Origin of the sequence: Alicycliphilus denitrificans K601 (genome assembly GCF_000204645.1) — a bacterium.
GTDB classification, from domain to species: Bacteria; Pseudomonadota; Gammaproteobacteria; order Burkholderiales; family Burkholderiaceae_C; genus Alicycliphilus; species Alicycliphilus denitrificans.
The window spans coordinates 3,443,593-3,456,368 of the sequence record NC_015422.1 but is presented as its reverse complement, the minus strand read 5'-3'; the positions used below and the strand labels follow the sequence as shown (position 1 = coordinate 3,456,368).

Sequence of the window (12,776 nt, the reverse complement as noted above, 5' to 3'; positions counted from 1 at the left end):
TCCCCGGCGCCGAGTCGGCACCGGGGGCGTTCTCACAAGAGGGGATCTTGGGGAGAGAAGATCGGCAGTCCCTCGACGGCGGGGGCCTCGCTGTCGAATTTGAGCCAGACGATTCCGGCTCGCTCGGCGGCCTCGAAAATCGTTGCCAGGTCGGATTCCGCAGGCGAGCGATAGCACGGTGATCCTACGAAGACGAAGCCGCCAAAGTCAGTCGGGTAGGCATTGACGGACAGTTCGTCGTCTCGCAGCTTTTGCCGCGTGGCTGGTGTGAGATGGTTCAGCGAAAGCGCCGCCAGAGGTTCTGCCAATTCGCGTAACTGCTCAATGCATTGGGTGTGCATGGGGGTCGCTCCTTGTGGGGCAATGCCGGCATGGGATCGGGGAAGTCTTGTGGACTTCGCCAACCCTGCAGAGGGAGGCCACCATGAATATCAACGTTCCCAGAAACATGGTTTCGGCACCGCTGATGCGGTGCTGCACGAGGACGGCGTCCCCGGCGGGAAGGTGGTGCGCAACGGTTGTCGGCACGGTGGTCTTTGCAAGTAGCGATTGCGGCGCCGGCGACTGGCCGGAGGGCCTTTATCTGAATAGAAAGTGGGTTTGGGCAGTGTCGCCCTGGCCTCGCTGCGTCACAAGGGGGAAAACGTGTGCAGGCCGTAAACCGCGGTGATAAACCTCTCATTCATTGCCGAATTCGGATGGCAATTGCACGCGGTGTCGCGAAGCGTCAACGCCGAGAGAGTCTGATGCATGCCACTGACGGTCTTGTGACACTCAAAAGTTACTCCGGTGTCACTCCAGATATTTTTTGATCAGGCTCTGCTTATTCGCCCTAAAGTTTGTTTTTTGGCGTCAGTATGGTGGCTATCAAGAGGCTTCACCATGATCCGCTTAGGGGCGCAGATCCGTTTGACGAGCAAGGAAATCGAGCATTTCCGATGGCTGACCGACATCGAACCGGCCGGCATCCGCACGCGCGCGGATCTCGATGCGTATGTGGCGAAGTGCAAGGCGCACTATTGGGGCGTGTCACACGACACGCAGTTCCTGCATTGGATGATCGACCAGGAGATTGCGCGTTGCCTGGCGGCCTGATGGCGTGAGCGCGGTGGGGATGGAGGTGTTCTGCCTGATGGCCTGCCTATCGCGGCAGAAACACCGAGTCCTCCCGGCCATGGGCCAGGAGAACTGGGTGCCAGGCTCAGCCGTTGGCCTGAGCCGCTCGGGGTGCCGCATCCATTACTTTGACAGCCGCCGGTTGGGCGGGTGTCTCTGCAGCGGCTGGTGGCGCCTGGAACGCCGCGCGTGCGGCGCGAACCTTGGGGCTTTTGCTCAAACGCTGAACCTGCGCAGCGGCCGGCTCGGCGCCGGTTTCGGGCAGACACGCTGCGGCGAGATCACTTCCCCGGCCGATGGCGCGGCGCGCGTTGGCGGGGAGTCGGACGAACAGTCCACTGAGCAGCCAGCGCACGAACTGCCCGAAGCGCTGGTTGCGCGCCTCGCGGGCCTGGTGCAGGCGCAGCGATTCGCGGCAGCACAGATACAGCGCCAGGTGCTCGCGCTTCATTTCGATGTCGGCTTCGAGCTGGGCCGCCACTTCAGCAGCGATCGCCGGATCCTTGCCGGCGCGCCGGTAGAAGGACACCCAGGCGCGCTCTTCCTCGAGGCCGATGGCGTTGCGCTTCGGCCGGATGCGGGTGGCGTTGAGAGTCATGGTCGTTACTCCTTGCTGGAGGGAAGCACGCGCCAGGCCCCGTTCGGGAGGCGTCAGTCTCCCAGGGGTTGCGGCGATGTGCTGCCTTGCTAAGCTGGCATCCCACACGCCTTGAAAAGCCCTCACATGCTTCGTGCAGGCCACTCACTCCGGTTCACGCCCACCGAAACCGATGAACTCCGAAAACTCGGCATCGGTGTCGGCGGGGCGCGAACGCAAGACGATCTTGACCAGGCGCTGGCCCAATGGGCCGGCACGCTGGCCGAGGAACGTCCGGAACTGCTGGAGAAGATCGCTGTGGCGATGGCGCAGGCGAAGGGAGCCTCGCTACCCGTGCGTTTGACGCGGGTGCGCTGAGCTGCCTCGCTGTGCGTTGGCCTGGGCAATCGTGATCCAGCGCTCGGCGATCCGGTCCAGATAGACCAGATCGTCGGCCTCGATTTCGCCCGCCGTGCGCAGGCGGGCAATGACTTCCTTGACCAGGAACGGATCGTCCCGGGCCAGTTCGACGACAGTGGCGGCAATGCGCCGGCGGTACAAGTCGACCGGCATGGTCAACCTCCCGCACGGCACGCCGCACACGGGAGCCCCATGCACTTGCCGAGGCAGGGCAGGGGACGCAACAGCAGCGCAAGCTTGCGCTGCGCAGCGGGCAGGGGACTGGCGATGCCAGTCCCGCCCAGCAGCACCGGGACGCGGTGCGATGCTCTGGCTGCAGGGACAGCAGACATGGGGTTCTCCTTCGGTGAAAAAGGGGAACGCCCAACCCTGGCGGGGACTGGGGTCCCCGTTCGGGTATGCCTCGCTGGCGCGAAGCGGCTCGGCACCGGCCTCGAGGGCCGGCATGGGATGAAGGCCCGTGCCTTTGCGGCAAGGGCCCTTGCTCAATGACGCGCCACGGTGAGGTGGCGCGTCACGGAGAAAGGTCGGCGCGGACGCCGACGGATGCTCTCGGCTGCCGAAGCAGCCGCCCCGGCAGAAGCCAGGGAACTCGAGGGCAGGTAACGACTGCGACGCCAGCAGGGCTGAACTTCGGCGCGGCCGAGGCCGCGAGGAAGGCTTTATGGACGCGATGTCCATGGGAAGCCCCTTCAGTATGGCGAGCGCGCGGCCACATGCTCACCGGGCGGGGAAATACCCACCGCAATCGACGGACCGGCCCGGCGGTTGCGCGTGGCTATCCTCCCGCGTATCCAGCGCCTGACTGTTGACTCGCTGCGAAGCCGGTCCCCACATCGTCAGGGCAGGACGCGGCGAGCAGCCGGGGCCTTGAAGCCGATGCGCACGTCGCGATGGGCTTGGGGCGTTCCGCGCATCCCCTGGGAATGAAACGCCATGGAATCCGGCGCCGTCCGATTTCATTGCGCACAATAAAAAACGCCCCACCACCTTTCGGCAGCAGGGCGTGAACTCAGGCAGCCTGGCGCATCGCTTCGCCATCCAGGCTGGCGTTGCCGGCCTCGTCCTTGTCGAGGTCGAGCTGTTTGAGCAGCTCGCGCTGGTGCACCAGCAGGGAGGTCAGCCGCGCCTCGTGCTCGAACGGCCGGGCCAGCTCCAGCTGGAGATCCTCCAGCCGCTTGCGCCCCAGCGCGAGCTGTTCGCCCGTCCTGGACTGCTGCTCGCCGACCGAAGCCAGCGCCGCCAGCAGCGCGGACACCAGCCCGGGCCCGGTCTGGTAGGGTTCGGCGTCGTAGCGGCAGCGCCCCGCGAGGAAGAACGCCGGTACAGCTTCGGTGCCGATGGCCTGCAGCCCCAGCTCGAAGCCGCCGAAGCGGCCCAGGATCTGGCCCGACAGCAGGGCTCTGCCGTGGATCGCGGCGCGGGCGGTTTTCACGAGCTCGCGCAAGGCGTCACCCACGGCATCCGGCCCAGCGATCCGCCGGCCACCCAGCTCCACGGCGATCTGCGCCATGGTCTGGGGCTCCGCCTGGGCGGCGTCCTCGGCCTGCAGCGTCAGCTTCTGTTCCAGCGACTCGATCAGCATGGGCAGCCGTCCCACCTCGCTCTCGTTGGACCAGCGCTGGTTGCGCCAGACCGAGAACAGAGTGGAGAGCTTGGCCACCTCCGCGTCCACGCCGGCCTTCTCGATCACCATGGGGTTGCCCGAAGCGAGCGCCTTGACCTCGGCGTAGCTCAGCGTGGCCAGCTCCACGTCCTCGATGGCCCGCAGGCCCTTGTCGCCGCGCATGACCTGCGCGATGAAGCGGGCCTTGGTTTCCAGCGTCTGCCAGCTGTAGGCATCGAAGCTCTGCTCGGTCACGTAGCGGAAGATCTCGACCTCCTCGCATTCGTTGCCCTGGCGCAGGATGCGGCCCTCGCGTTGCTCGACGTCACAGGGGCGCCACGGCGCATCGAGGTGATGCAACGCCACCAGGCGCGTCTGCACGTTGGTGCCCACGCCCATCTTTCCGGTCGAACCCAGCAGCACACGCACGCGGCCCTCGCGGACCGCCTTGAACAGCGTGGCCTTCTGCGCGTCGGTCTCCGCATCGTGGATGAATGCGATCTCCTTCTCGGGAATACCGGCCTCCACCAGCCGCTGGCGCAGATCCTCGTAGACGCTGAAGGCCTTGCCGCCCTTTGGGCTGGACAGGTCGCAGAACACCAGCTGCGCGCCGCGAAAGTCCGCCGTGCGCTGCCAGATCGCCAGCACCTCGCGGGTACAGGCGACGACCTTCCCATGAGGATCGAACCGCGCCGCAGGCGCCACCAGCCGAAAATCCAGCGCTGCCGCCCGGCCGTCGTTCGTGACCGCGAGCATGTTGTCCTCGGTCGGATTGACGTGGCCGTTGCGGATCTTCTCGGCGCGCTGCACCAGCGTCTGCACATAGGCCTTGAGCGCCGTGCTGGCAGGGCAGGCCACCGTGCGCGCCTTGCCGCCGCGCAGCTGGGGCACCGGCAAGTTCAGCATCTCGGCGGTGCGAATGTCCGCGACCTCCCCGAAAACGGCCATCAGCTCCGGCACGTTGATGAAGCGCGCGAAGCGCGTGTGCATGCGATAGCCGCTGCCGTCCGGCGCGATCTCCAGCGCCGTCACCGACTCCCCGAAGGTCGCCGCCCAGGCGTCGAACTGCTGCAGGCCTAGCTCCTCCAGCCGCCGGGGCTGCAGGTAGCGCTGCATGGTGTGGATCTCCGCCATGGTGTTGGCCACCGGCGTCGCCGTCGCGAAGACCACGCCGCGCTGCGCGTTGCCGTGCAGCTTCATCGTGTAGCGCGTCTTCAGGTACAGATCGAACGCACGTTCCGAGTTCGAGAGCGGCAGACCCGCGACCCGCGTCATCTTCGTGAACCTATAGAGGTTCTTGAAGAGGTGGGCTTCGTCGACGAACAAGCCGTCTATGCCCAACTGCTCCCAGGTCAGCAGATCGTCCTTCTTCTGGTCGGCGGCCAGCCGCTCTAGCCGCGCCTTCCAGCTTTTCTTCTGCGTTTCGAGTTGCTTGATGATCCGGTTGCTCCGGTCACCGCTCTTCTCGGCGCGCACTGCCATCTCTATCTCATGGATCACCTCCGCGATGTAGTCCTCGGTGAATTGCGGCGACATCCGGATGCGCTCGAAGCTCGAGTGCGTGATGACCACCGCGTCCCAGTCGCCCGTGGCGATGCGCGACACCAGCTCGCGCCGGCGGTCGCCCTCCAGATCCTCCTTTCCGGCCATGAGCACCGAGGCCTGCGGGTACAGGCGCACGAACTCGGCCGTGTACTGGGCCAGCATGTGGTTGGGCACCACATGGCAGGGCTTGGACAGGAACCCCAGGCGGCGCATCTCCATGCTGGCGATCACGCACACCGCCGTCTTGCCGGCGCCGACCACATGGAACAGGCCCACGTTGCCGGTCTGCACGGCGCGCCAGACGGAATCCCGCTGGTGCGGATGCAGCTCGAAGCACTGCGAGAACCCCGGCAGCTTCAGGTGCGAGCCATCGAAATGCCGCGGCCGCGTGGCGTTGAACAGGTCGTTGTAGACCCGGCACAGCCGCTCGCGGCGCTTGCTGTCCTCAAAAGCCCATGCCGCGAAGCGGTCCTTGAGCGACCCGAACTTCTCCCGCGCCGCCAGCGTTTCCGCTGGATTGACGTGGTAGCGGTCCGTGGCCGGATCGCGGTCGCGCACCATCGGTACCTGCACGTTCAGCGCGGCCTGCACCAGCTCGATGGCGTTCATCCGCGCTGTGCCCCATTCCTGGGTCACCTTGACGTTGTGTCGGGCGCTCCATTCGGGGTAGGTCACCGACCAGGCCCCGGCCTCGGCCGAGTACGACACCCGGCAGTCCTTGAGCTCCAGCACTTCGTGGATGAAGGCCTCGACGTCGCCCGCCGGTATCCAGACCGCGCCCAGGCGCGGCTCGATGGAAGCGGGCGGCAGGTCCTCGGGCTGCACGCGCTCCAGCGCTTCCACATTGCGGCGCAGGGCCGGGCCCGAGAGGGCAGCCTGCTTGAGCCTGGCCTTGACGTTGCCCGACAGGTAGTCGTCCGCGGTCTTCCAGGCGTCGTCGGCCGGATCCAGGAAGATCTGCCCGGCCTCGGAGAGCGTGGCCAGCACTTCGTCCTCGTGCGCCGACAGCAGCCGGGCCATGTAGCCGGGATCGACCCGGCCCCGCCACTGCACCGACGCCGCCAGCGCCTCGGTGGGCTCGGCGACAGCCGTCGGGGCCGACACCCGGCGCAGCGTGCGCTGGGTGAACAGAGCCGCCTTGCGGGCGGTGTCCGACTCTTCGTCGTAGTGCTCCAGCGACAGCAGCAGCGGGTAGTCCGGGTCGCGCCGGAATGCCAGCGCGTTGGCCCGGGTGCTCAGGCAGCCGTGGCGCGACACGTAGCGGTCGTAGGTGCCGTTGAGCATCGCCCGCAACTGCGCCAGCCCTTCGTCGCCGTCCTGCGCCAGCTGCGCGTCGAGCAGCGCCCGGGCATGGTCCCGGATCGCGCACATGCCTGCGATGCGGACGCGCTGGGTGGCATTCAGGCTGTCATGCAGGTCGACCAGCTCTGCGCCTTCGACCCGGTGCACGCGCCCGTGGTGGACCCGAAAACTCCCGGGCCGCGCGCCGGGCTCGGCCGGCACGGCGGCACGCACGGAGGCCAGCACCACCGGCTTGGCCGGGGTGTACACGCCGCTGGGCAGCAGCGCGATGCGCTCGGCCAGCGCCGACTCGAGGTCGCCCTCGAACGCCACGGTCGGCACTTCCTCGTAGCCGTTGCTCTCCTGCGTGACCTGGCCGATGCAGAACCCGGGGTTCCTGGCGTACCAGGCGTTGATCTGCAGGTACTTGTGCGGGCAGCGCGGGTGGCGCAGCCCGTCCGGGACCAGCACGCGTTCCATCCAGGCGCCGCTCACGGCTTCGCCGGGGTGGCGCTTGCCCAGGAACAGGATGTCGGTCTGCACATCGGTCGAGGCGAGACCGGCGAAGGCGCCCCGGGGCAGCCGGATCGCGCCCAGCAGCTTGGCCTGCGATGCCACGTACTCGCGCACGGCGTCGTCGCGGGCCTCCATCGTCCCGGTGCTGGTGATGAAGCACACCAGCCCGCCGGGGCGGACCAGGTCCAGCGCGCGGCCGAAGAAGTAGTTGTGGATCCGGAACCGTGCATAGGGCTTGGGGCCCGCGTCGGCGGCGGGGTAGTTGCCGAACGGCACGTTGCCGATCACCAGGTCGAACCAGTTCTCGGGCAGCGCTACCTTCTCGAACGGCGCAATGCGCACGTCGGCACCATGCGGCGCATACAGCGCCTGCAGCATCCGGCCGGAGAGTCGGTCGATCTCGATGGCCGTGACCGCGCTGCGCTCGGCGAGCGATCGGGGCATGGCGCCCAGGAAATGGCCGACACCGGCCGCGGGCTCGAGCACGCGCCCGCCGGTGAAGCCGAAGCGCTCCACGGCCTGCCACATGGCCTCGATCATATGAACCTCGGTGTAGTGGCTGTTGTTGACCGAGGCCCTGGCCGACGCGTAGTCGTCGGCGGGCAGCAGCGCCTGCAGCTCCTCGGCGCGGGCGCGCCAGGCCGGATCGTTGCCTTCCAGGTTGAAAGCAGCGGGCAGGCCGCCCCAGCCGGTGAAGCGCAGCAACTGGCAGCGCTCGGTGGCGTCCGGGGTACGAAACGCCAATTCGATGCTCTGCAGTGCGCGTGCTGCGGCGAGGTTGGCTTCGAACTTGGTGACGGCGCCGTTCAGATCGCTTAGGTGCTCACGGCGCAATGGTGGCCAGAGAGTTCGTGGCTCATCGCGCTTGGCACCGACGACGACGCGCCAGCTTGCACGCGAGGGCGAGCTGTGACGCTCGCTGCGCACTTCGGCGTCGGTTTCGGTCCCAGCAAGCACGCCGGCCGCGCTGGTGGCAGCGGTGGCTTGGGACGCGTCGGGCGCAAGGTATTCGGCAAACAGATCCCCCTCGGGGGACAGATCGGGAAGCGCGGGCTCGTCGGGGTCGAAGCCCGGCAGCCATAGGGAAGGCGCGGTGGTGCGTGCCATCGGTGGTTCTCCGAAGGAAGGCGGGGAACGCACCGACCCCATGGGGGAGGCGAGCTCCCCGGATGGGATGAACAAATGCACGGTGCCATGCGCCCGCAGTGCGGGCGCATGGCACAAAGTGCGTGATGAAGTGACAGCTCAGGGCTGCCGTGGCGTGGAGGCGGGTATCGACCGCGACGCCCGAGCGGACTCGGGAACGCCCGTGGGGCGTGCGTTGGCCGGAGCCAGGATGCGAGGATCAGTATGTGGCGCGGCGGGCTTGGGCCGCGAGTTCCTGGCGCGGCGCCTGCGCAAGCGGCAGCCCACCGGGAAGAAACCCCGTGGCGCCGTACTTCCCATCCCGGGAGTCAACCGTGAAATGTGGGGCGATACCATGCCAATGGCGTCGAAACTTGACATCGATATCCGCTGGAGAGGGCGGGGCGCAGACGCCGATGACCAAGGATGTTCTATGAGTGACTACTTCAGCGACCGCGAACTGGGTCCCAAAGCCAGGGCCGAGCAGGAGATGGGCCCTGTGACCTGGGCTGGTATCGCGGCGCTCGCGGCTTCATTGGCCAATAGCGGGGCCTTTGGGGCGAGCTATCCGGAGCGGTGCCCCGATGGGCAGGTCATCTGCGGCAACGAGATATCCGATCTGAAAAGTGCGATCGAAGCTGAACTCCACGGCTTGACATGGCCACTGCAGACCGACCGAATCGATGAGGAAAGCTTCATTCGCACCAGCGAGCCCTGGGCGCCTTCGACCTTGGTGGCGCTGGACTTCGTGGAGTTTGTGTGGCGCAAGGTGGCGCTGCCTGTCGTTGGCTGGCATCACGACTATCACCGACACCACCACCTCACGTTCGACATCGAGGCGGGGCGTGCGGCATTCCGTTCGGACGTGAACCGGATCCTGGCTCGCAATGGCATGGCCTATGAACTGGGAGAGGACGGTGCGATGCGGCGCTTGTTGCCGGCCGTGCTCGGGGAAGCCCTGGTGCGGACCTACTTCAGAACCGGGGATCGGACGCTGGACGTGATGCTGGAGGAGAGCCGGACGAAGTTCTCGGACCCGGACCCCTTGATTCGGCGTGAAGCGCTTGAGCGGCTGTTTGATGCCTGGGAGCGCATCAAGTCCCTGGCCGATGCCCACAAGGCCAAGTCGGCTCAGCTCATCCTGGACAGGAGCGCTTCCGAGCCCGCGTTTCGCGAGGTTCTTGAGAAGGAGGCGCGCGAGCTGACGCAGATCGGCAACGGCCATCTGTTGCGCCACCATGAGCGCAACCAGACACCGGTGATCGATGTCGACCATGTGGACTACCTGTACCACCGGTTGTTCGCGCTGGTCGAGTTGGTCATCCGCCGGAACTCGCCTCGCTAGGAGGCCGGTCGACGATGGCGCAACCACACCGACCACCGCCGCTCGAAACACTGCGCGACGCGATCGCCGAAGCCTTGTGGGGCGCCGTGAGCGCGCCCGCGCTACCCGCCGCCTGCGTTGCCCTGGGGCTGCGGGACGGCGATTCGGCCGAGGCGATGAACAGCAAGCGCAAATACGTGCGCAGCCGCATCACAACATTCAAAGGGCCAGAGCTGCTCGCGCTGGCGCAGCGCGTGGTGGAGGAGTTCGGAGCTGCGGACCTGGCGGACTACGTGAGTGAGCTGACGACGCATGCCGATCACCGCATCACGGATCTCACCCGTCGCGCCGTACTCGCGGAGCTGGTCTCAGCGGGAGAATTGTTCGGCAACCTGCCAGTCTGGGACGGCATCGCGGTGCTGAGTCCGGATCTCGAGAAGCCCGCGCAATACTCAACCAAGTTCGCGGCCACGCTGCGCGATGACATCCAGCGGCACTATGTAGAAGACAACGATCTGAACAATGCCGAACTGCTGGAGCTGTGCGGCGCATTGACATGCTCGCAGCAGCGCTTCTTCGACATGCTGGAAAAGGTTGTCGATCCGGTCTGCCGCCGCGGGCTGGAGGAGGAACGCCTCGTTCAAGCGTTGAACAAGCTGCTGGTCGCCGACGGCTTCGTGCTTGTCGTCGTCGGCGAGGTCTCGCGCCATCCCCAGTACGGTGTGCGCCGCGTGGCCAGTGGGGTGGCCGGCGCGCCGAAGAACCTGATCTTTGCTGCGATCAACTGCAAGCCTGACCTGTATTTTGCTGACGCGATCAACAACGACGTTGCCATCGCCAACGATTCCGACGCCTTGATCTACGACCGTGTGCTGTCCGATGGCGGCCTTCGCTGGGACGTTCTGGTCGACTGGTGGCGCGACCGAGAACGGCGCGAGGAGGTGGCGGACGCCAGGAAGAGCCTTTTCGTGAGGCTGCGCACCGCGGTTCACGCCGCCCAGTCGCCGGGCGAAGTGGCCATCTTTGAGGCCTACTACGCTCACTTCGCGCGAAGCATGGGCGACAAGCTGCCGGCCCTGATTCCTCAGGTCTACCTGCACTACGACCCCAGGGCGGCGTCGGAGCGTGGCGCCGGCCGCGTCCTCGCGAGGCAGCGCATGGACTTTCTGCTCCTTCTGGGGCATGGCGTCCGTGTTGTGGTCGAAGTGGATGGCAAGCACCATTTCGCCAATGGAGAGGTGGCGTCGCCGGCGCGGTATGCGGAGATGGCAGCGGAAGACCGCCGCCTGCGCCTGCAGGGCTACGAGGTCTATCGTTTCGGCGCCGCCGAGTTTGCGGATGTTGAGCGCGTTGATGGGCGTTACGCGGTGGGGCCACGCTCGAAGCAGCTCATCGTGGACTTCTTCGAAAAGCTGTTCGCCCGGCACCTGGATCGCGCGAGCGCATAGTCGCCGCTGGCGCGCACAGCGAAGCCCGAGATGGGAATCTCGGGGTCCGCCGTGCGACCTGCGGTTCAGGCTTCACTGGAAAACACGGGGCTCGACGATCTCGCCGCACATGAAGGCGAGGTAGCCGCCCGCCTTGCCGATATCCGCGAAGCAGGCCACGACGGTTCCGTCATGCAATACCTGCCAGGGCCTGTCGGTTTTGTCACGATCCTTGCGGATCGTCAGGTCGGGCGTGCGATAGACCGGGTGTCGGTAGAGGTCGCGGCCCGATTCCCAGTCGATCAGGCGCAGTAGGCAATTCGTCAAGATGGCCGTGCCACCGCCATCGGCGCCGGCCTCGATCAGCAACGGCACTTTCATCATGCCGCCAGAACGGCCGATCCGGCCGACCACATCGTGCTCGTCCAGCCAGCAGCGGCCGGTAGCGGTGTCGCCCTGCACCAGCCGCACCTTGCAGCCATCGCGGCGACAGATCTCCAGCGCCCGGGCCGCCTTGGGATCGGTGCCCGGGTCGAAGTAGGTCTGCAGTGTCAGCTGTGAACGGCCCCATGCGGCGATGGCGGCCTGGTACTTGGCGTAGCCGTCCAGCGAGCCGTGGTCGCTGGTCGCGAAGGCCAGGTCAGGCCGTTGCAGCCGGGCGGCGATTTGGTCGGCATGGCTGCGCGCGTTGTCGAAGCCCAGGCAGGTGTAGCCATCGCCGCAGGGGATGACGTACAGCCGTTGCTCGGCATTCAGGGTCACGTTCATGGCGGGTTCCTTGAGGGTTGGGGCAGAACCCGCCCCCCAGCGGAGCGAGCCCCGCCGGGTTGGATTGGAAAAGCAGATGCCGTGGCATCCACCCGATGCTTCGGGCGACCAGCCGTTGCGGCTGGGGCCGCACCGTGGTGACGAACAGGCGTCGCAGCGCCGTCACTGCGCCAATGGTCAGGGATGCGCAGGCGCCGACCTCGGCCATGCCCGGTCGCACGCCAGGATGCTGACGAAAATCAGGCAACCGCTGGTGAGGAAGGACAGTTGGCGGCCTGTCGGCGGTCTCGGGGCGCGCGTTGGGTATTCAGCCTGCGTGCAGGACGACCGAAGGCCGGTCGAAGTGGTGTTCGACAACCCGGTTGCCGACGTTGAAGCACTGATCCAGGAAGATGCCTTCGATCAGGCTGGCGGGTGGCTCGATGCCCAGGGTCGCCAGTTTGTCGGCCACGGTGTTGATGTCGCTCCAATCCAGGCCAGGGTCGCCCAGACTGTCGTAGACGAACGCTTCCTCCTGATGGGGATCCGCATCGTTGTCGTGGATCACGTGCAAGTACAGCTCACGCAGAGGCCGGTCGTAGCCGGCCACCACGGTGAGCTTGCGGCCCTGGCGGAGCAGGTGCAGGAGATGGCGGCTCATGCCGGCCGCTCCAGTGACGTCGTCACTGCGACGGGGGCGGGGCGTCTCGGACGGCGGGTGCGGCTGAAGTCCATGCCGCACTGGCGGCAGCGGAACCAGGTACGCAATCCCAGCGTGCCGAGCAGCGAACCTTCACCTGAGCAGAGGGGACATGCGGGGGCATGGCGATGAGACATAAGGGTGATCTCCAGAAAAAGCGGGAACACCCTCCCCACGGGAGCAGTGTTCCCAGGGGGATATGAAGCGAAAGGGCGGCTGTCCTTTCTCAGGCAGGTGACGACTGCGACGCCCGGCTGGGCCGGGAGGGCTTGCGCAATGCAAGCAGGGGAATTTCCAGTATGGCTGCGGTGCCCAAGATCGGCGGCGCTGGCGATGCGAAGCCAGCCGGTAAGCGTCCGGATCGATGGGCGAATCACGGTGGCATCGGTGTC

The 12,776-nt window shown here is 66.5% G+C and carries 10 protein-coding genes; 4 read left to right on the top strand and 6 right to left on the bottom strand.

The window, feature by feature from the left end; all coding sequences use genetic code 11:
• Positions 1–32 precede the first annotated feature (32 nt).
• Positions 33–341: a DUF5983 family protein gene (locus ALIDE2_RS16435; protein WP_013722633.1), complete on the bottom strand. Its 309-nt coding sequence runs from the start codon at positions 339–341 to the stop codon at positions 33–35.
• A 541-nt stretch (positions 342–882) separates the two neighbouring features.
• On the opposite strand from ALIDE2_RS16435, the gene ALIDE2_RS16430 reads away from it, so the two are divergent.
• Positions 883–1,095: a hypothetical protein gene (locus ALIDE2_RS16430; RefSeq protein WP_013722632.1), complete on the top strand. Its 213-nt coding sequence runs from the start codon at positions 883–885 to the stop codon at positions 1,093–1,095.
• Between the two features lie 106 nt (positions 1,096–1,201).
• On the opposite strand, the gene ALIDE2_RS16425 is transcribed toward ALIDE2_RS16430, so the two are convergent.
• Positions 1,202–1,714, bottom strand: a complete 513-nt coding sequence (locus tag ALIDE2_RS16425; protein ID WP_013722631.1) for a hypothetical protein — start codon at positions 1,712–1,714, stop codon at positions 1,202–1,204.
• A 126-nt stretch (positions 1,715–1,840) separates the two neighbouring features.
• Between ALIDE2_RS16425 and ALIDE2_RS24605 the strand changes: the two genes are divergently transcribed.
• On the top strand, positions 1,841–2,071 hold the full coding sequence (locus ALIDE2_RS24605) for a hypothetical protein (protein ID WP_013722630.1): 231 nt from the start codon (positions 1,841–1,843) through the stop codon (positions 2,069–2,071).
• Here ALIDE2_RS24605 and ALIDE2_RS25050 read toward each other — a convergent pair.
• Positions 2,042–2,266, bottom strand: a complete 225-nt coding sequence (locus tag ALIDE2_RS25050) for a hypothetical protein (RefSeq protein ID WP_041701051.1) — start codon at positions 2,264–2,266, stop codon at positions 2,042–2,044. The two genes, ALIDE2_RS24605 and ALIDE2_RS25050, sit on opposite strands and share 30 nt — an antisense overlap.
• An 859-nt stretch (positions 2,267–3,125) precedes the next feature.
• Positions 3,126–8,168: a DEAD/DEAH box helicase gene (locus tag ALIDE2_RS16415; RefSeq protein WP_013722628.1), complete on the bottom strand. Its 5,043-nt coding sequence runs from the start codon at positions 8,166–8,168 to the stop codon at positions 3,126–3,128.
• A 451-nt stretch (positions 8,169–8,619) separates the two neighbouring features.
• On the opposite strand from ALIDE2_RS16415, the gene ALIDE2_RS16410 reads away from it, so the two are divergent.
• Both ALIDE2_RS16410 and ALIDE2_RS16405 read left to right on the top strand, forming a co-directional pair.
• Complete coding sequence (locus tag ALIDE2_RS16410) at positions 8,620–9,531, top strand: AbiJ-NTD4 domain-containing protein (RefSeq protein WP_013722627.1); 912 nt, start codon at positions 8,620–8,622, stop codon at positions 9,529–9,531.
• A gap of 14 nt (positions 9,532–9,545) precedes the next feature.
• Positions 9,546–10,958: an AbiJ-related protein gene (locus ALIDE2_RS16405; RefSeq protein WP_013722626.1), complete on the top strand. Its 1,413-nt coding sequence runs from the start codon at positions 9,546–9,548 to the stop codon at positions 10,956–10,958.
• Between the two features lie 72 nt (positions 10,959–11,030).
• Here the strand turns inward: ALIDE2_RS16405 and ALIDE2_RS16400 are convergent, their stop codons facing one another.
• A complete protein-coding gene (locus ALIDE2_RS16400) occupies positions 11,031–11,705 on the bottom strand; it encodes a hypothetical protein (protein ID WP_013722625.1) in 675 nt (224 codons plus the stop codon).
• 307 nt (positions 11,706–12,012) lie between these two features.
• On the bottom strand, positions 12,013–12,345 hold the full coding sequence (locus ALIDE2_RS16395; RefSeq protein ID WP_013722624.1) for a hypothetical protein: 333 nt from the start codon (positions 12,343–12,345) through the stop codon (positions 12,013–12,015).
• Positions 12,346–12,776 lie beyond the last annotated feature (431 nt).

Excerpts from the sequence above, each read along its gene's own strand:
- ALIDE2_RS16435 (WP_013722633.1), bottom strand. The coding sequence starts at position 341 with ATGCACACCCAATGCATTGAGCAGTTACGCGAATTGGCAGAACCTCTG.
- ALIDE2_RS16430 (WP_013722632.1), top strand. The coding sequence starts at position 883 with ATGATCCGCTTAGGGGCGCAGATCCGTTTGACGAGCAAGGAAATCGAG.
- ALIDE2_RS16425 (WP_013722631.1), bottom strand. The coding sequence starts at position 1,714 with ATGACTCTCAACGCCACCCGCATCCGGCCGAAGCGCAACGCCATCGGC.
- ALIDE2_RS24605 (WP_013722630.1), top strand. The coding sequence starts at position 1,841 with ATGCTTCGTGCAGGCCACTCACTCCGGTTCACGCCCACCGAAACCGAT.
- ALIDE2_RS25050 (WP_041701051.1), bottom strand. The coding sequence starts at position 2,266 with ATGCCGGTCGACTTGTACCGCCGGCGCATTGCCGCCACTGTCGTCGAA.
- ALIDE2_RS16415 (WP_013722628.1), bottom strand. The coding sequence starts at position 8,168 with ATGGCACGCACCACCGCGCCTTCCCTATGGCTGCCGGGCTTCGACCCC.
- ALIDE2_RS16410 (WP_013722627.1), top strand. The coding sequence starts at position 8,620 with ATGAGTGACTACTTCAGCGACCGCGAACTGGGTCCCAAAGCCAGGGCC.
- ALIDE2_RS16405 (WP_013722626.1), top strand. The coding sequence starts at position 9,546 with ATGGCGCAACCACACCGACCACCGCCGCTCGAAACACTGCGCGACGCG.
- ALIDE2_RS16400 (WP_013722625.1), bottom strand. The coding sequence starts at position 11,705 with ATGAACGTGACCCTGAATGCCGAGCAACGGCTGTACGTCATCCCCTGC.
- ALIDE2_RS16395 (WP_013722624.1), bottom strand. The coding sequence starts at position 12,345 with ATGAGCCGCCATCTCCTGCACCTGCTCCGCCAGGGCCGCAAGCTCACC.